General features: G+C 43.1%; 14 protein-coding genes and 1 riboswitch. Of the genes, 1 reads left to right on the top strand and 13 read right to left on the bottom strand.

Annotated elements, in window-relative coordinates; translation table 11 throughout:
* Positions 1 to 20: 20 nt before the first annotated feature.
* From HII16_RS06145 to folE2, 11 genes are all read right to left on the bottom strand, one after another.
* The gene (locus HII16_RS06145; RefSeq protein ID WP_169128401.1) at positions 21 to 2,324 is read right to left on the bottom strand and encodes an FdhF/YdeP family oxidoreductase; all 2,304 of its coding nucleotides are present in this window, start codon (positions 2,322 to 2,324) and stop codon (positions 21 to 23) included.
* Positions 2,325 to 2,498: 174 nt separating this feature from the next.
* On the bottom strand, positions 2,499 to 3,128 hold the full coding sequence (locus HII16_RS06150; protein ID WP_169128403.1) for a dUTP diphosphatase: 630 nt from the start codon (positions 3,126 to 3,128) through the stop codon (positions 2,499 to 2,501).
* Between the two features lie 143 nt (positions 3,129 to 3,271).
* Positions 3,272 to 3,670, bottom strand: coding sequence for a hypothetical protein (locus tag HII16_RS06155; protein ID WP_169128405.1), 399 nt, complete (start codon positions 3,668 to 3,670; stop codon positions 3,272 to 3,274).
* A gap of 93 nt (positions 3,671 to 3,763) precedes the next feature.
* On the bottom strand, positions 3,764 to 3,982 hold the full coding sequence (locus HII16_RS06160; RefSeq protein ID WP_169128407.1) for a hypothetical protein: 219 nt from the start codon (positions 3,980 to 3,982) through the stop codon (positions 3,764 to 3,766).
* A 37-nt stretch (positions 3,983 to 4,019) separates the two neighbouring features.
* Positions 4,020 to 4,532 carry a histidine phosphatase family protein gene (locus HII16_RS06165; RefSeq protein WP_169128409.1) on the bottom strand — a complete coding sequence of 171 codons (513 nt, stop codon included), beginning with the start codon at positions 4,530 to 4,532 and terminating at the stop codon, positions 4,020 to 4,022.
* Positions 4,533 to 4,575: 43 nt separating this feature from the next.
* The gene (locus HII16_RS06170; RefSeq protein ID WP_248289519.1) at positions 4,576 to 6,366 is read right to left on the bottom strand and encodes an alpha-amylase family glycosyl hydrolase; all 1,791 of its coding nucleotides are present in this window, start codon (positions 6,364 to 6,366) and stop codon (positions 4,576 to 4,578) included.
* 106 nt (positions 6,367 to 6,472) lie between these two features.
* A complete protein-coding gene (locus HII16_RS06175; RefSeq protein ID WP_169128411.1) occupies positions 6,473 to 7,720 on the bottom strand; it encodes a glycosyl transferase in 1,248 nt (415 codons plus the stop codon).
* A gap of 54 nt (positions 7,721 to 7,774) precedes the next feature.
* Entirely contained in the window at positions 7,775 to 8,599 is an 825-nt protein-coding gene (locus tag HII16_RS06180; protein ID WP_169128413.1) for an HAD-IIB family hydrolase, read from the bottom strand.
* Positions 8,600 to 8,944: 345 nt separating this feature from the next.
* Positions 8,945 to 10,387, bottom strand: a complete 1,443-nt coding sequence (locus tag HII16_RS06185; protein WP_169128415.1) for an FAD-dependent oxidoreductase — start codon at positions 10,385 to 10,387, stop codon at positions 8,945 to 8,947.
* Between the two features lie 17 nt (positions 10,388 to 10,404).
* Positions 10,405 to 14,865: a glutamate synthase large subunit gene (gltB, locus tag HII16_RS06190; RefSeq protein ID WP_169128417.1), complete on the bottom strand. Its 4,461-nt coding sequence runs from the start codon at positions 14,863 to 14,865 to the stop codon at positions 10,405 to 10,407.
* Between the two features lie 412 nt (positions 14,866 to 15,277).
* Positions 15,278 to 16,204: a GTP cyclohydrolase FolE2 gene (gene folE2, locus HII16_RS06195; protein WP_135439213.1), complete on the bottom strand. Its 927-nt coding sequence runs from the start codon at positions 16,202 to 16,204 to the stop codon at positions 15,278 to 15,280.
* Between the two features lie 401 nt (positions 16,205 to 16,605).
* On the opposite strand from folE2, the gene HII16_RS06200 reads away from it, so the two are divergent.
* A complete protein-coding gene (locus HII16_RS06200) occupies positions 16,606 to 16,938 on the top strand; it encodes an Hpt domain-containing protein (RefSeq protein ID WP_169128419.1) in 333 nt (110 codons plus the stop codon).
* Positions 16,939 to 16,972: 34 nt separating this feature from the next.
* On the opposite strand, the gene arcA is transcribed toward HII16_RS06200, so the two are convergent.
* Entirely contained in the window at positions 16,973 to 17,695 is a 723-nt protein-coding gene (gene arcA / locus HII16_RS06205) for a two-component system response regulator ArcA (RefSeq protein ID WP_135439215.1), read from the bottom strand.
* A gap of 403 nt (positions 17,696 to 18,098) precedes the next feature.
* Positions 18,099 to 19,136, bottom strand: coding sequence for a methyltransferase (locus tag HII16_RS06210; RefSeq protein ID WP_169128421.1), 1,038 nt, complete (start codon positions 19,134 to 19,136; stop codon positions 18,099 to 18,101).
* A 316-nt stretch (positions 19,137 to 19,452) separates the two neighbouring features.
* Positions 19,453 to 19,631: riboswitch (Lysine riboswitch) on the top strand.
* The last annotated feature ends 8 nt before the right edge of the window (positions 19,632 to 19,639 follow it).

Here is a 19,639-nt window from a genome sequence, read left to right on the forward strand (position 1 = left end):
TTATCGGTAATGCGGTGCGTTTAAAGAATACGATCGTTCACTTGTTTTTGTAGATACACAGCAACCGCTTTTGAGGTCGGTGTAAATGACTTGTCGCCAACACTGTCCATCGGTACTAATGGGTTTGTTTCAGGGTAATAGCCGGCAACATTCCCCTCAGGGATATCGTAAAGGTGTATTTTAAAATCGCTTACTTGTCGTTCAATGTTGTCTTGCCAAACCGAGGTGATGGTCACTAAATCACCATCCGATAATTGCTGTCTTTTCGCATCTTGAGCGTTGATAAATAGCACCTTTCGGCCATTAACCACACCACGGTATCTATCATTCATGCCGTAAACTGTGGTGTTGTACTGGTCGTGAGAGCGCATTGTTTGCATCGTCAGTAGGCGTTCTCGCTTACTGTCTTCTAATGCAATCTGGCTAATTGGCACTAGCTCATCCGGTAACGGGTTGCTGTTAAATAACGCTTTACCGGCGACGTTTAACCAGCGATGTTCGCTGGCGCTATTACCTAAATAGAAGCCACCAACATGATCAAGACGTTGTTCAAAATCGTTAAATTCAGGTAAGCAGTCGCTGATCAAGGCGCGAATATTGCCGTAATCAGCAGTGAGATTTGACCAATCGATTACATCATTGCCTAGCGTTGCTTGGGCAATGCCGGCAATAATTGCTACTTCTGATTTTAGCTGGCGTGATACCGGTTCGACATTACCCATAGAGGCATGCACCATTGAAAAAGTATCTTCTACGGTGATGTATTGGTCACCGCTTGTTTGCCTGTCGATTTCGGTTCGCCCTAAGCAAGGTAAAATAAGTGCGTCTTTACCCATGTATAAGTGACTGCGATTTAATTTAGTGGCGATTTGTACATTAAGCTCGGTGTTGGCGAGCGCTTGATATGTACGCTCGCTATCTGGGGCTGCTTGGGCAATATTACCGCCTAAACAAACCAACACTTTACTGTCTTTAGACAACAGTGACTTCAACGCATGATAGACATTGTGTCCAGGCGTTTTAGGTAAAGGTGTTTGCAAAACCTTACTCAAGCTATCAATGAACGCCTCTGGCGGTTTTTCGTTGATGCCAACGGTACGATTGCCCTGAACATTGCTGTGACCTCGCACCGGGCATAAGCCAGCGCCAGGTTTGCCAATATGACCACCCAGCAGCTGCAGGTTGGTGATTTCTTGTATCGTGGCAACCGAATGCTTGTGTTGCGTTAAACCCATGGCCCAACAACAGATCACTTTATCACTATTGGCCCAAACACTGGCTGCTTGTCTTAAATCGTTTTGGGTCAAGCCACTTTGCTCAGATATTTTTGACCATGAGGTTTGTTCGACCAGCTCGATATAAGATTCTAACCCTTGGCTATGTTGCTCAATAAAGTTGCGATCTAGGCTTTGCGGATAGCGTTCAAGTAAAGCTTTGACGATGCCTCTTACCGCCGCCATATCACCGCCTAATTTAGGGGTAAAATAGGCATGACTGATTTGCGTTGCGCTCGGAGTCAGCAATTCCACTGCATCTTGCGGGCTGGCAAAGCGTTCTAAAGCCACTTCTTTGAGGTTGTTAAAGGTGACAATTTTACAGCCATTGCGCGCTGATTTACGCAATGCGTTCATCATCCGCGGGTGATTCGAACCGGGGTTTTGACCGAATACAAAAATCGCATCGGCAAAGGAAAAGTCTTTAAGGGTTACCGTACCTTTACCGACACCAATCGCTTCTTTTAACGCAACACCACTGGCTTCGTGGCACATATTGGAGCAATCTGGAAAATTATTGGTACCATAAAGGCGACCAAATAACTGATAAATAAACGCGGCTTCGTTCGAGGCACGACCTGAGGTATAAAACTCTGCCTGATCAACATGTTCAAGTTGATTGAGATGACTGGCAATCAGCGCAAATGCATCAGACCAAGATATCGCTTGGTATTTATCTAACTCAGCGTTGTAGCGCAAAGGTTCAGCCAACCGTCCTTGATATTCTAACCAATAATCGCTTTGTTTTTGCAGTTCGCTAACCGTATGCTCTGCAAAAAACGCGGCATCAATAGTTTTACTGGTCGACTCCCACGCAATGGCTTTCGCGCCATTTTCGCAAAATTGGATCAGGCCTTGTTTTTCATCTCCCCAAGCACAACCCGGGCAATCAAAACCTTTATCTTGATTCGCTTTTAACAGGCTTTTGATGTTGGTACTTGGCTGCTGAGATTTAATGATACTCTTAAGCGTAGATTGCAGTGATTTTATCCCGCCTGCTTTGGCGGGTTTTTGCTGGAATTGAACGGTATTGCGATTATTTGATGTCATAACGATAACTTTGCATCACTACCTTAATAATAGGATATCTACATTGTTTTGCTGAAGTCCTTGTAAGCCTGCTAAAGAAGCCTTCTCAAGAGCTGCAAAGAAAAGTATCCCAGAGATGCTGGCGCATTGTTGTTGCGAGATTGCGCGCCAGACATCAATCTGGCGCAATAACGCTTAGGCTGGGTAGGCGTCTATTAGACCTTGATAGACATTTTGTTGAAAGTCATCACTGCTGGTGTCTAAACCTGCGACCAAATCAGCAAGTACTTCGTTGTCTTCTTTACCATGCCAAATCTTAATGTACGTACCGGTTTTATAGCCGTTATCTTGGCGGAAGAAATTAAGCGTGTTTTTGCCTACGTATTGACGGAATAACTCATCAAGATCCATGTTCATCAAACGCATGCAGGCGGCAAAGCTAAGGCCATCGAAATCTTTGTTGCTTACCGCAGCTGACGCTAAGTCTTCTAATGCCAGTTTAAAATCAATGTGCGATGTTTGGCGACTGATTTCATTGGCTAGAGTCTCAGCAATAACGTCAACGTTGTCTTCTTGCATCAAACGCAGTGACAAGCCAAAGTGGAAGATATCAACTAACTCAAGTTGCACTTGCGCGACGTCACATTCTTGATGCTTCCACCATTTCCATCCATGGTGATCAAGCATTTCTGCACACTCAACCCAAATAGCACGATACCATTCAAAATTATTGGTTCGCCAAGTATCACTGACTCGGGTATTCATTGCATCTTGCATGGTAAGCATTTGCTTAATTTGCTTAATTGCTGTTGATAATTCAGACATGTAAATTCCTACAAAAAACTAATTATTCTAATGGCTCATAGTTTGCCCGAAACAAAGGGCAAAATACAGAGTTAATAACCAGCAACTCGGTCATTTTTACGGCGTTAACTATTCTTTTTTCGTCGGTATGTACTGTAAGGGCTTTATTTGCCTTGCTCGACCCAATAGGCACTACCAGAGCACTGCACAATAGGAGAACAGCTGCTGGTATAGGTATCATAGCATTGATGTGCCACTAGGCCATTGCCGCCGGTTAGTTGGGTTTCAACTTGTAATTGTCGAAGTAAATGCCCGTGTGGGCTATAGGATTGTCGCGTTCTTTGTGCATGTCTTTCATGCGGATCATTTATTTCCTGACAATATGATGATTGCACGTTACCTAGGAATTCTGCTTCGTAGCGGTTCATCTCTTGCGCACTATAAACAGCGACACCTGCTGATGATATTTGGCCTTGGATAAACGGGCCAGCATTGGTATTGAGTGTTAAATCTGCACAAGAGGTTAGGCTGATAAACGCCGCGATAGTCAATCTACTTCTCATTTTCGTTCCCTGAATATCATTTTATAACAGTTGCTTAGTGGCTAGTTTAGCGTTAATCGCTGTGCTAAGAAAGTGTTAAACATCCGCCGTTTTTTATCGAACAATGACATCCGGGTGTTCAACCGTCGCCCACTCATGAAACATGTCCGCTAAAAAGCGGGTTAACTGCTCTTGATTAAGATCATCAGGAATATATACATCATAAATACGGCGGCCAATGCCGGTATGCGGATCATCAAATAAGTGCCATTGTTGGGCAACTCGCTTAACTTGCATGGCATTGCCAAATACTAAAAAACGGATACTGTTCATTTATGTCAGGGGACTCTGTTATTTATGCACCAGTTGGTTAACTGGCGGTAAGCATTTTTGGGGTGACAAAATACATTAATAGCGCCGGAGCATCAGCAATATGTTGCCAACTCAGTGCGTTTACTTTTATTTGAGCATAACCGCAGGTGGGAATATTGTCGATATTGGCATTGGTTAATTGGTTACAAAATAATGTCAGCGCGGGGTTATGGCCAACCAACATGACCTCATTGATGGCATCATCAAGGGATTTGACAAAGCGAGCTAGTTGCACAGCATCAAAGGTATACAAGGCCGAATCGCTTTGCCAGCTTAAATCTTCAATCGCCTCATCATTTACCAAATGTTCGGCGATTAACTCGATGGTTTTTTGCGCGCGTTGTGCGGGGCTTGTGTAGACATGCTTAAAATCATAACCTGCTTGGGAAATTTCTCGTGCCATACTGGCGCAATTGCGCTTACCCCGATCGTTAAGGCCTCGATCAACATCAGCTAATTCTGGCTGTTGCCAACTGGATTTTGCGTGACGCAGTAAGTGCAATATCTTCATATTCTAATTATAGACCGACATTGAACAATGCTTGCGTGTCAAATTAGTGCCGTTTATTGGATATCCATAGCGTTTGATATGGAGCCAAGGTAATGGTTTGGTATAAATCGTCGAATTGCGTGTCACTAATCAAATCGACCCAGGTATCCAGTTCTATCAAATTAAGATCGCCGAGGCGCAATGTTTGTTCTTGGTCGCTAATATTGTTGATGGCAAAAATACTTTGTTGTCGGTCTGGGCTTTGTCGCCAAAAAGCAAACAAGCTGGTACCTAGATGCAAGGTATATTGCGTGGCATTGGGATGAAATGCCGATTGTGCTTTGCGTATAGCAATCATGTTGTGTAACGCCGATAACACCTTATGCTCTTTGCTGGTGGAGTCATCGAGCTGCGCGGTAAGGCTAGGGTAATGCCATTTATGGCGGTTAATAGCACGGTTTTGACCGGTGTGCTTTACTCGTTCATGGTCATTTAACGTGCCAACAAAGCTATGAATATAGATGGCTGGGATGCCTTCAATGGCGAGCATGATCGCATGAGCACAAATAAACCGTTCTATTTGTAAGTTATCAGGCCCTTTGCTGGTGCCTTGTAACGCTTCAAATAAGGCAATGTTTATTTCATACGCCTGGTTTTGGCCATTCTCTAACGCTCGCCAACTGACTTGGCCACCAAAATTGACCATGGTATTGATTAATGAATCGATTTGCTGCTGGCTGAGGATACCTTCAACAGGGCGTAAACCAATACCGTCATGTGAGGCAATGAAATTAAAGTAAGTGGTACCATGTTGGGCAGGAGGCAGTGACATCAGCCATGTTTTTAGGTGACTGCAATCGCCACTAATAAGGGTATTTAATAGCAATGGCGGTAGCGAGAAGTTATAAATCGCATGGGCTTCATTGGCGTTACCAAAATACATCAAATTTTGTCTGTTCGGCACGTTGGTTTCGGTAATGATCACCGAACCAGGGCAGTAATGTTCAGCCAATAATCGTAAACACTTAATGATTTCATGGGTTTGCATCAAATTGATACAGCTTGAATTCTCCTCTTTCCAAATAAACGCCACCGCATCAAAGCGAAATATGCGAAGACCTTGGTCAAGGTAAAACTTTATAACCGAAACAAATTCTAACAACACCTTTGGGTTGGTAAAATCAAAATCGACTTGATCATGACTGAATGTACACCAAACGTAGCGCTCACCATCTTGGGTTTCAACTGGTCGCAACAAATCATGTGTGCGAGGGCGAACCACTTGGCTGGTATCGGTATCTTTATCAACACAATAAAAGTAATCCTTGCCCGGATGTTTACCTTGTTTGAAGTTTTCAAACCAACCGCTTCGTGCCGAACAGTGGTTAATCACTACGTCAGCCATGACTCGATAGTCTTTGGTCAGCGCTTGGATGTCAGGCCAGTCGCCAACCGATTGATTGACTTGGTAATAATCAATAACCGCAAAGCCATCATCTGAGCTGTACGGATAAAATGGTAAAATATGTACCGAGGAGACACTGTCACCTAAATAGTCACTTAAAAAGTGATGCAGGGTTTGCAACGCTGGCTCTGGCTTGTTTTCAATAGAGTCCGCGTAGGTGATCACAAATACGTCATTTTGATCCCAGTGGTTGGTATACGCTGCAGGCGGTTGGCACTCATTGGTGATGCCCATGTGTGCAATCAAGTCTTGGCATAAAACCTTACCGACTTGTTCACCGTACACGCTATAGATATGACTTTGCAGGCGACTGATAAGCTGTTGCATCGCCTCGCTATCTGTTGTCTTATAATCCTGCATTGTATTTTTATGATTCGTGTAATTTGTCATCAATTCCACCCTGTGATGTATTAACCTTTGGTTTAACGAAAACAGTTTAATGAAAACGGATTAATGAAAACGGTTTAATGAAGAACGCTGGTTAAAGCGATTATCATTAGGCTGTTTTGGCTAATTTTGCCGCTTGGCCAAATTCTAAGTTGTCTTGCTCAACAGCATCTTTTATGCGTTCAAATATATCAGGCACGGCATTTACAACACGGTTCCAACTTGGAATAAACGGTGTTTCCATTGGATCATCAAGAAAGGTGTGACCGGCTTTAATTATATTCTCAGCAAACATCTCTACCGCTTGTTCTTCTTTATGAATGTCCAGCTCGAGACCATTAATAATGGCATCGTTTTTATAGGTTTCGATAAAGTCTAAGGCAATACGGTAGTAGGTTGCTTTAATGGTTCTAAAGGTACCAGCATCAAATACCGTGCCTTGAATCGCGAGTTTTCGGAACAAGGCTTTGGCAATATCTATCGACATTTTTGACAAACCACCTTGCTCGTTATCGCAGCTTAACTCCTGATGCTTGTGGTCATAGACGTCGGCAATATCCACTTGGCACAAACGGTTGGTTGAATAGTTACGATACATCTCTGCTAGCACACCGATTTCTAAACCCCAATCGCTTGGGATGCGCAGATCATTTAAGACATCGATTCGAAATGAAAACTCACCGGCCAATGCATAGCGAAAACTGTCGAGATAATCGAGATAATCATCGTCTTTAACTAATTTTTTCAAGGCACGAATTAATGGCGTTACTAATAATCGTGAAACTCGACCATTGAGCGTACCATTGGCGATACGTGAGTAGAAACCTTTACAAAACTCGTAGTTAAATTTGGGGTTGGCGACTGGGTAAATGAGTCGTGCCAACATTTTGCGATCGTAGGTAAGAATATCGCAATCGTGTAAGGCAATCGATTCGACTTGGTTGCAGGCTAAAGTATAACCGAAACAGTACCAAACATTACGACCTTTGCCTAAATGCTCCGGTGCTAAACCAAGTTCTTTTAATTCCGCATCAATGGCTTTCAGACGAGGGCCATCATTCCATAACACACGGTGTGGTTGTGGTAGCTTTGAGAAAAACTTCAAAGCGTGTTGATACTCTTGTTGATCGGCTCTGTCTAAACCGATAACGATTTGCGACAGATACGGTACTTTGGCTAATTCATTAACAATGTTAGGTAATGCCTCGGTGTTTAATTCTGAGTACAGGCTTGGCAGGACTAAGCCCATAGGACGTTTGCTGCTAAAGCTCGATAGTTCTTGCTCCAAATCTTCAATAGGACGTGAGGATAAGTTGTGTAGCGTCGTGATTATACCGTTTTGATAAAAATCGCCCATAATATTGCTCCTTAAATTGCCTATTCTGTTGTGCGCTAGTGGTTGTCTTTGTGGTTATCGTTGCAGTATGTCGAGCACCGTTTCATTCCAGCCTATAGGCCCTTGAAAACGAGAGCGGATTAGATGCGGATGAATATCGATAACTGGATCTTGATGCGCCGGTGATTCAATCACCACGGCAATATCGGCGGTTTCTAGCATGGCTTTGTCGTTGGCGCTGTCGCCAAGGGCAATCAAGGTATGCTCAGAACCGCTGTTGAGTTCATACAAACGCTTTAGATACTCAAGCGGTTTGGCTTTGTCACTCTGTCCTAAGACATGCACAAAGCGGCCACCTTTGATCACGTTTAATCCCAGCAATTTTAGATGCTTGGCAAATAAGGCTTGGTTATCACTGTTATCTAGCCATAACAAAGGCTCCGAAAATTGTCGCTCTTTGGCTTCTGCGGCTTTGGGGAGTGATAACCCGGTACAACGGCAAAGCTCTCGAGCGGTCATGGTCGAGAAGCCTTGATATTGAAAACGTTGTGTTTTCGCAAATCGGGTCAATCGCGATAGGATTTCATTACGATTTAAACCAAACTTGTATAACCAATAAGCGCCGGCATCAAATCGTTCAATATCACTGTCTAATTCTTTTGCGAAGTAATCTTTAGGAATGTACATCGCTGAGCCGTTTTCAATAATAAACGGGTGGCTATTGTCTAACACGCGGCACAGATGTTCTGTTTCTGCAAACGTCTTACTGGTGTTGAAAATAATTGGGACATCTTGCTGTTGGCAATATTCCAGTGCCGGTACCGCTTTGTGAAACTTATATGTACTGTGATCAAGCAGAGTACCGTCCAAATCGGTTGCTATGATGTAGTGTTTGTCCACGATGATGTCTCCTATATTTATCATTACAATAGAAATGCAACATGTGTACCAGAATGAAAAGTAGGCAGATATACGGGCTATAAGCGCTAATTTAGCAGTTTATAAGCGATCCGAGGACATTAGTCGAAAACTCTTGCACCGTTTTGGTGCGCTACGTTGGTGCATGACTTGGGCGGATAACATAACTGCGCTACTTGTGAGTAGGTCGTTTTTGTAAGTAAGTACTTTTGCTGAATGGCTACGTTGCGTTATTACTGAATGTAGATAGAGAGGCTGACAAAGGCGCGTTTGTTTAGACTTAAAAAAGGCCAGACATTGCGCCTGGCCAATTCATATTTATCGATATTAGGCTTGTTGAATGTGCAGTAATTCTTCGTTCATGACAAAATCAAGAATACCAATCGCCGCTTTGCGACCTTCATCAACAGCGGTAACCACTAAATCGGAACCGCGCACCATATCACCACCGGCAAAGATATTTTGCTTGCTGGTTTGCATTGCAAAGGCAGAATGTTCAGTGGCCACGACTCGGCCGCGACTGTCAATTTCAACACCCGCGTCTTGCATCCATTTTGGTGGACTAGGTAAAAAGCCAAAGGCAATAACCACGGCATCGGCATCCATCACAAATTCACTGTCCGCAACAGGTTGTGGGCGGCGTCGACCATTGGCATCAGGCTCACCTAATTCAGTTTTAACAAATTTAACACCAACGGCATTGCCATTAGCGTCAACGGCGATATCCAAAGGTTGGATGTTAAATTCAAATTTAACACCTTCTTCTTTGGCATTTTGTACTTCGCGCGGCGAACCAGGCATATTGGCTTCATCACGACGATAAGCACATGTGACTTGTGTTGCGCCTTGGCGAATTGCGGTACGAACACAATCCATCGCTGTATCACCGCCGCCCAGTACAACGACTTTTTTATTCTGAAAACTGGTGTAAGGTTTGACGTTTTCGGTGATGTTCATGGTCTTTTGGGTATTGGCGATAAGGTAATCTAAGGCATTATAAACGCCTTTCGCCCCTTCATTATCGAAGCCACCGGTCATGTCGGTATAGGTACCCAAGGCAAGAAATACCGCGTCGTATTGTTCGCTGATCTCGCTAAAGCCGATGTCAGTACCGACATTGGTATTTAATACAAACTCAATGCCCATACCTTCAAATATCTTACGGCGGCGGATAACAACTTCTTTTTCCAACTTAAACGATGGAATACCAAAAGTTAACAAGCCACCGATCTCTGACTGTCGATCATAAACCGTCGCTTTAACGCCATGGCGAGTTAGTACATCAGCACATGCTAACCCAGCAGGGCCTGCACCAATCACGGCGACTTTCTTGCCTGTATCGACAACATGACTTAAATCAGGTGTCCAACCCATGGCAAAGGCTTGATCGGTAATATATTTTTCGATATTACCTATGGTCACAGCACCAAATTCATCATTTAGCGTACACGCCGATTCACATAATCTGTCTTGTGGACAAACTCGACCACACATCTCTGGTAGTGAGTTGGTTTGGTGACATAGCTCAGCCGCTTCAAGGATTTTGCCCTCGGTGACTAATTCCAGCCATTGTGGAATGTAATTATGAACTGGACATTTCCATTCACAATAGGGATTACCACAATCAAGACAGCGATCCGCCTGACCGGCACTTTGATCGGAACTTAACGGCTGATAAATTTCAACGAAATTGGCTTTGCGTACATCGATAGCTTTCTTTGGCGGATCGATGCGCTTAACGTCAACAAATTGATAAACATTCTTACTCATAACACTGTCCTGCTAGTTTATTGCGCTTGCACTCTCAGCTCTGCCGCACTTCGACTGCGGTGTCCGAGCAAGGTTTTAACATCAGTTGCTTTGGGTTTAACCAATTTAAATTTGCTACTGAATTCGCCAAAGTTTTCCAGAATATAGGCGGCTCTTGGGCTACCTGTTTCTTCAAGGTGATGATTGATGATGCCACGTAAATGTTCTTGATGAATACGCAAATCAACCAATTCCAGAGCTTCAATGGACTCGCCATTCAAACGTTGTTGTAAATCGTTTTGTTCATCTAAAACGTAGGCAAAACCACCGGTCATACCGGCACCAAAGTTTAGACCAACATCGGCTAGGAAGGTGACAACACCGCCGGTCATGTATTCACATGCGTGATCGCCTGCGCCTTCAATAACCGCATGACAGCCAGAGTTACGAACGCCAAAACGCTCACCAGCACGACCCGCTGCGTATAACTTACCGCCGGTTGCACCGTATAAACAGGTATTACCCATAATCGGCGTTAAATGTGTTTGGTAGGTTACACCTTTAGGTGGCATAACCGTCACTTTACCACCAGCCATACCTTTACCTACATAGTCGTTCGCATCACCGGTTAAGGTAATGTTTAGTCCGCCAGCATTAAAACAGGCAAACGATTGTCCAACCGTACCATTTAGGTTTAGGTGAATCGGTGTCGCAGCCATACCTTGGTCGCCGTGATGACGGGCAATCTCACCAGAAATCAAAGCACCTACAGAGCGGTCGGTATTACGAACATTAAAATAAAACTCACCAGGGGTTTTATTGACAATGTTGTCTGACACCTGAGCAAGGATACTGTTATTAAGTACCGCTTTATCAAATGGTTCATTGCTTTGGGTTTGATATAAACCGGTATGCTCACTGGCTTTAACGGGCGCAATAATCGCCGACAGATCCAGTTTTTGTTGTTTCGCGGTTTGACCTGGTAATTGTTCAAGTAAATCGGTACGACCAATCAAGTCTTGCAGTGACGCGACACCAAGCTTGGCTAGGATTTCACGTACTTCTTCAGCAACAAATTTAAAGTAATTCATCACCTGTTCTGGTAAGCCTTTAAAATACTCATCACGCAATAATTGGTCTTGCGTGGCAACACCGGTGGCACAGTTATTAAGGTGACAAATACGTAAGAATTTACAGCCTAGCGCGACCATTGGCGCGGTACCAAAACCAAAACTTTCGGCACCAAGAATCGCGCCTTTGACAATATCAACGCCGGTTTTCAAACCACCGTCTACTTGCAATCTCACTTTATGGCGTAAACCGTTGGCAACTAGCGATTGATGCGCTTCGGATAAACCGAGCTCCCATGGACAACCAGCGTATTTCACACTCGTTAATGGGCTGGCACCTGTGCCGCCGTCATAACCTGAGATAGTGATAAAGTCAGCGTAGGCTTTTGCCACACCTGATGCGATCGTGCCGACACCAGGGCCGGAGACCAGTTTTACCGAGACAATACACTTAGGGTTGATCTGTTTTAGGTCAAAGATAAGTTGCGCTAAATCTTCGATTGAATAAATGTCGTGATGTGGTGGTGGTGAAATCAAGGTGACACCTGGCACCGAAAAACGCAATTTAGCGATGAGTGGCGTCACTTTATCACCTGGTAATTGACCACCTTCACCTGGCTTAGCACCTTGGGCAATTTTAATTTGCAATACATCGGCATTGACTAGATAGTGTGGTGTAACACCAAATCGTCCCGAGGCAACTTGTTTGATACGTGAATTACGCACCGTACCAAAACGATTGGCGTCTTCACCGCCTTCACCTGAATTTGAATAACCTCCAAGACGGTTCATCGCTATTGCTAATGCTTCGTGAGCTTCAGGGCTTAATGCACCGATACTCATTGCTGCACTATCAAAGCGTTTAAACATTTCTTCAGCGGCTTCCACTTTATCCAGTTTGATCGCCTCTTGATCTTCTTTAAGGGCGAGCAAATCACGCAAGGTAGCTGGTGGACGTGTATTCACTGCATCGGCAAATACTTTATAAGCGCTGTAATCACCACTTTGCACTGACCTTTGTAGGCTAGATACCACGTCTGGATTAAAGCAGTGGTACTCTTCACCATGTACGTATTTTAATAGGCCACCGTGGGTGACTTTTTGATGCGGTAACCATGCTCGACGAGCTAGGTTAATGGCATCTTGTTCAACATCGCTAAAATCAGTACCTTGAATGCGGCTTGGGATGCCGTCAAAACAAAGGTCCATGATTTCTTCATTGAGACCGACAATTTCAAACAAACCAGCGCAACGATAACTGGCAATGGTGGAAATACCCATTTTCGACAAGATTTTCAATAAACCTTTGTTAATGGCATTTCGATAATTCTCTAATGCCTTTTTCGGTGGCATGTCGAGTTGTTGTTGTTCAACCAAGGTTTCAATGGTTTCATAAGCTAAGAACGGGTAAATAGCAGTCGCACCTAAACCTAATAGCACGGCAAAGTGGTGTGGATCGCGAGCTGATGCGGTTTCCACCACAATGTTCGAATCACAACGCAAATTTTCCTCAACTAAGCGCTTTTGCACGGCACCAACAGCCATTGCCGCTGGAATAGGTAAGCAGTCTTTGCTGATATGACGATCACTAAGAATGATGATAACCGCATTATTATCGCGCACTGCCTGTACCGCTTCGTCACATACTCGTTGAATGGCCGCTTGTAGCCCTTCACTGAGTTTATAGTTCAGTGCAATAGTATCGCAGCGATAATGTTTGTCATCGTATTCACGTAATTGTTTAATACCGGTATACATCATAATCGGTGTGTCAAATACCACGCGATCGGCAAGACCGGTTGTTTCATTAAATACGTTGTGCTCACGACCAATACAGGTCGCTAAACTCATAACATAACGTTCACGTAGTGGATCGATAGGTGGGTTGGTTACCTGGGCAAATTGCTGGCGAAAGTAATCGTACATAGTACGAGATTTACTCGATAGCACCGCCATTGGTGTATCATCACCCATGGAACCGGTCGCTTCTTGAGCGTTCTCCGCCATGATCTTAATGACCTGATGAATTTCTTCATAAGAGTAATTAAACATCTTATGGTATTGGTTCATCTGCTGGTCATCGAAAGCGCGCTTACCAACAAGTTCCGCTTCAAGTTCTTCAAATGGCACTAGGCGGCGGATATTGTTATCTAACCATTTTCTATATGGATGGCGCGATTGTAAGTTCTTATCAATCTCGTTGGACTTTGATACCGTACCTGTATAGGTATCGACACTGAGCATTTCACCAGGACCTACTCGGCCCTTCTCAACGACTTCATCTTCACCGTAGTCCCAAATGCCTACTTCAGACGCTAAGGTAATAAAACCATTGCGGGTGCGAACATAACGGGCAGGGCGCAAGCCATTGCGATCTAGGTTACATGCAACGTGACGGCCATTGGTCATAACAATACCAGCCGGGCCATCCCAAGGTTCCATATGCATCGAGTTAAACTCATAAAATGCTCTAAGCTCATCGTCCATGGCATTGTTGTTTTGCCATGCTGGTGGCATAAGCAAACGCATACCACGATATAAATCCATACCACCGGCTAAAAACAATTCCAACATATTATCTAATGAGGAAGAGTCCGAACCGCTTTCATTAACAAACGGCGCGGCATCTTTTAAATCCGGGATTAAAGGCGTTTTAAACTTATAGGTTCTCGCTTTTGCCCACTCACGGTTTCCGCGAATGGTATTAATCTCACCATTATGAGCAAGATAACGAAATGGCTGTGCTAAATGCCATTGCGGTGATGTATTGGTTGAGAAACGCTGATGGAATACACAAATCGCCGACTGCAGGCGAATATCAGCCAAGTCTTTATAAAAGTTTGGTAAGTCTTTCGGCATCACCAAACCTTTGTAGATGGTGACCAAACAGGACAAACTGGCAATATAAAAACGATTATCTTTGATGCGTTTTTCAGCGCGACGACGTGCCATAAATAGGCGACGTTCGAAATCTTGACTGCGCCAACCGGCAGGGCAGTTAACAAACACCTGTTCGATACCTGGCAAATTACCTTTAGCAATAGGACCAAGTACATTGATATCGGTAGGCACAATACGCCAGCCAACAACTTCTAATGTTTCTTCGGTTAGCTCTTGTTCAAGAATCTGCTTACTAAAACTTGCTTCGTCTGGGTTTGGATTTACAAAAACCATACCGACGGCGTATTTAGCACTCAGGTTCCAATCATTCTCTTTGGCAATGTCTCTAAAAAAACTGTCTGGCTTTTGCATCAGCAAACCACAGCCGTCACCGGTTTTACCGTCGGCATTAATACCGCCACGGTGTTGCATACGATCCAGTGCAGATATCGCTGTTTTGATCAGCTTATGACTTGGCTCACCTTCTTGATGGGCAATAAGGCCAAATCCGCAATTGTCTTTTTGAAAATTGGGATCAAATAATTGCATGCAGTCTCTCTCCTGTATTCATATCTATCGATTAAAACGCCCTGAAATAGAATAAATAAAGCTGAAAAATGAATAAATATAGCGTTTTCCCAATAGGGGAACTTTTTAAGATATAAGGATGTTGAGCAAAGGTCAATGAAAAATAGAGCTATTACTCTTAACTTTTTAACCAATAAAAAGCACAGGAAAAATAAAAGAATTTTGCCAGTATTTGTAAATCACTAATAAATATAAGGGGCTAGAGACTTTGTTGTGACAACTGAAAACTTTCAGTTTTGTTTTTATTTGTGGGTTTAGAGAGTTGATATTTATGCAAAAAAGATAATTTTGCAGGGTAAATCGTAGCGAGAAAGTTATGCCAATAAAAAAAGCCGGCTTAACCGGCTTTTTTTGGAATATTTAATGGTATCAATTAAGGCTGATAACCATTTTCGATGCCTTTAGTGGTAACCGCAACCGCATCGTGCGCGTGTAATGATTCTAAATGGTTTATTTTCACCCAAAAATCATCATAACCTTCAATAAGGTTTAACGCGTGCTGAACACGGCGAGCGGCATCTTCACAGAACATTAAATTTTGACCATTAAGACGGGCAAATTCTTGCTCATCTTCACGTTTTACCGCCGCTTGAACGGGTGTTTGCAATGCAGCTTCTACGGTATCAACGATGTCTGTGATCGGAAATGAGTTAACTAAAGAGTTAAGCTTTACTTTAATTTCTGCAATCGAGCGTTGGCTGTGCGGGGTAGCAACGATGCCTTCAGTGGTGCCCAACCAAGTGTGAATTTCTTCACTGCTAACTTGGTCTTGCTCAGCGAACTTCTCAGCAAATGATTTTTGAATTAACTGGCGAGCCAACGCGGCAGAGCACGGGCAAGTGGATGAGTAAGCAATATCAACGCTCAGTTCAATATCAAACTCACCTTTTTCCAGTTTACCAACGATAGACGCTGGATATACGCGCCAGCCTTTCTTACCGCTGATTAACGCTTCGCGGCGCATCGGGTAGTCAAAACTGAATTTAACGTAAGCGGTATCACTTAGATCTTCGTGCGAGGCAATGAATTCTTTTAATAACGTAACCAACGTCTGATAGGTCAGCACGTTATTGCTGGCCAAATCATCTAATGCTAAATACAAGCGAGACATATGAATGCCTTTCGCTTTTGGTTGCATTAAATTTACAAATGCATCGATATGAGCCGAGACGACACGTTCAGCTTCATCTTTTGCCGCAACCATAATTGGCATTTCGATATTTCCCATACCGACTCTATCGAGCGTACCCTCAGTTTGAGCCGCGGTCTGGTTTGCGATATCTGGCATTGATGTTGGCATTGTTAATTGGTTTCCTGTTACAGCTGTTTTGCAATTCATTTCCTATAATGAATAGCATCATGAAATTCATCAAAGGCAATTAAGGGCGCATATTCTAGCGAAAAACCGCGCAGGTTTTTACTTTTTTTTCGCCGTTTTCGGCAAAAAGTGAGGGTAAACCCTGTTTTACGCCGATAAAGTCCGAGTAAAATGGTCGGCTATTCTGCAGTAAATGGGGACGAAAAGCAATTAAACAAGCGTTTCGCCCGAATATATTCGCGGTTTTATTGATCCATTTCTGTTGCTTGCGTAAGTATCATGTGTGACTCATGTAGTTTGTTTGTTAATTTGCCTGTTTTTTGTTTTTTTTTGCAAAAAACATGATAGTTTTTGCAACATATACTCAATAGCACGTAGCCGTTATGGAACATTTGAATACACAAATCATCAGCGAATACACCAAAGCCTTAGGTAAGGATGTGTTTTTGCAGACCATCGATTTATATGAACAGCAGGCGACAACGTATTTCAGGCATTTAGCAGAGGCTGTTGAAAAATCCGATTACCATGCATGGCAACAACATTGTCACATAATGAAGTCAGCGGCAGGCAATGTTGGATTAAACAGCTTACATCAATTGTTGGGCTCGGTAGAGTACAGCAAAGATGATTTTAGTCAGCTCAATAATGAGTTGCTGAAAATGCGCGAACTGCATCAGCTATCATTAGTCGAATTAAAAAAATGGCTAGCATAATGCTAGCCATTGTCTTGTTCTAAAAGCCGTACGCTTATAATTCAATATTACCGATAAAACGGTAACCTTCACCGTGAATGGTATTAATGAATTCAGGGCTAGCGTCGTCTGATTCAAAATGCTTACGCAAACGACGGATGGTTACATCAACAGTACGGTCATTTTCACGTAGGTCACGACCGGTCATTTCTTGAATTAACGCCTGACGGGTAACAATCTTACCGCGATTCGCCATTAATAGACGTAGGGCACGATACTCACCACGAGGAATTGGGAACGTAATGCCATTTGGTGATGTCATTTGACGAGAGTTAGGGTCTAACTGCCAGTTGTCGAAATGAATCAACTCAGTTGCTGCCATTGGCGCCGCTTTTTCTACTTGGCTAATACGCTTAAGTAGATTGCGTACACGAATAGTTAACTCGCGTGGGTTAAAAGGTTTAGTGATATAATCATCCGCACCGATCTCTAAGCCCAATACTTTGTCCACATCGCTGTCGCGACCACTGATGAAGATCAAACCTTTGTCGTCTTTCTCGATGATTTCACGAGCTAATAACAGACCGTTTTTACCTGGTAAGTTAATGTCCATCAAAACAAGGTCAATATTACGATCTTGTAGTTGACGCTCCATTTCTTCACCGTTTGCCGCTACGTAGGTTAAGTAACCTTCAGCTTCAAACAGATTTTTCAGATTTAAACGTGTTACTTCTTCATCTTCAACGATGAGAACTTTGGCTTGCGGTTGGTTGATCATATATACCTCAACAGTTAATACCCAAATGTCAGCGAGCATGAAAACATAAGGGCGTATAGAGTCGCTGCATTTTTGGCTGCAAACTCAAGACTAAAATTTATGTTGCATATGATAGTAAATGTCAGAAAGTAAACAATGGTGAAATTGTTGTAAAAATGTAAGTGACAAAATGTAAACAAAATACCTGTGTTTCTTTTTAAGTTATTGATTATTATGTTTATAGTTGTGAGTGGTTATGTGAGGGAGGAAAAATCGGCTTTGCAACAAATTGTAATCCTTGGCCATTTATTAGGTTAGTAACAAATCAAAATTGACAAAAAAGCATTACTGGTAGGTTAATTTGTTGTCAATATTAACCTTGTTTTTACCCTGTGTTTTGCTGTGTTTAACATTTACCTCTGTGTTAACGCTTTTGCGCTTGATGAATCGCAAAACCTTTGTGATTAGCGAGCAAGTTTGAATGCCCAAATTGCTTTTCAATAATCGGTGCATACTTTAAAAAGCTGTTGGCAACTATGGTCAATTTACCATTTTTGTTGATTTTGTTTTTAACGCTTTGCAAAAATACTTCGGTGGTTTGGTAGTGGGTTTTTAAGCCTTGATGAAATGGCGGATTAGATACCACGAGTTGATAACCTTGGCCAACATTAGATAAACCGTCTGAGGCATAGACGTTACCGCTAAGCTTGTTAACAGCCAGTGTTTTTTCAGCGCTGGCAATCGCCAAGGCGTTGACATCAATCATTTCAATATCGGCATCGCGATTGGCCATCTTAATATAACAACCAATAACGCCCGCGCCGCAACCAAAATCAAGCACCTTACCGGTCACTTTGTCTGGTATATGCTGCAATAATAACTGGGTACCGATATCAAGCTCTGCATGGGAGAACACGCCCGGCAAAGCGCAAATGGTCAATGCCGTATCAGCTTGCTGTATCTGATATTGGCGATACCAATCATCAAGCACAAATGCTGAACGGTTATTGTTAAACACCATCTCATACAAAAGACAATGTCTTGCTGAATCAACTTTATCGCAGCGCAAGGCATAGTCTGATGCCAATTTCGCCGCCGATTTAACCCCACCTTTATTTTCTCCAACGAACAATACAATGGCGTTATCGCTTAGGCTGTTCGAGAGCATGGCCATTTGCATGGTAAATTCAGGTTTAGATTTCGGGAAGTAAAAGATAACCAGATCATGTTGCTGCTTGCTTTGGTATTGTTCGCCAAATTCACAGTGCACATTTTGACAGGCTTTGCTTATCGCTTGATGTTGCGCATAATTTACCTGGTAACTGGTAACCTTGGCATCAGGATACAGTTGAGTCAGTTCTTTGATCAGTTCTACATCAGGGCAACCGACAACTAAGGGATGTTTACTGTCCAATAAGTCAGTATTTCTGAGTAATAGTTGTGATGGATTACTAACAGCCATAAGTTACCGTGATGTCGTAAAAACGCTATTTTCGCATGTTATGACTATGGAAAAAAGCATAAATTTAGCCGAGCTAACACAATACCTTATTGCCAACGCAGCTATCATTTTAGGCAAGCCAGATGCGAGAACTTAGGCTGACGATATAAATGTGGTTTTGTGGTTTGCATTGCGTTTGCTAAAGTGGTTACATCGGCTTCATCTGACACTGTGTTTGGTAAATAGGTTACACCGGTACGTTTGTGTTGAAAGTCCCTTCTTAAAGTGGTTAAATACGCGACATTCCGACACATTAAATATGTGTCTCCTCCTTCCGAGGATCAGAAGAGGAGCGTTAACCAGGCAGTTATCCTTAGGGCCTTACCCGTATAAAGGATAATCAGGGGGATTATCGCCGAGGCAGATACCGAAAAAGGTAGGTATACTGTCGGCTGTATGGGTTGAATCCCTGCAGCTGTCGCTTAACATGAGTTTAAGTGGAGAGCTTCTGGCCCCAGCATCGT

The sequence above is a fragment of the Thalassotalea sp. Y01 genome, assembly GCF_012932945.1.
Classification (GTDB): domain Bacteria; phylum Pseudomonadota; class Gammaproteobacteria; order Enterobacterales; family Alteromonadaceae; genus Thalassotalea_A.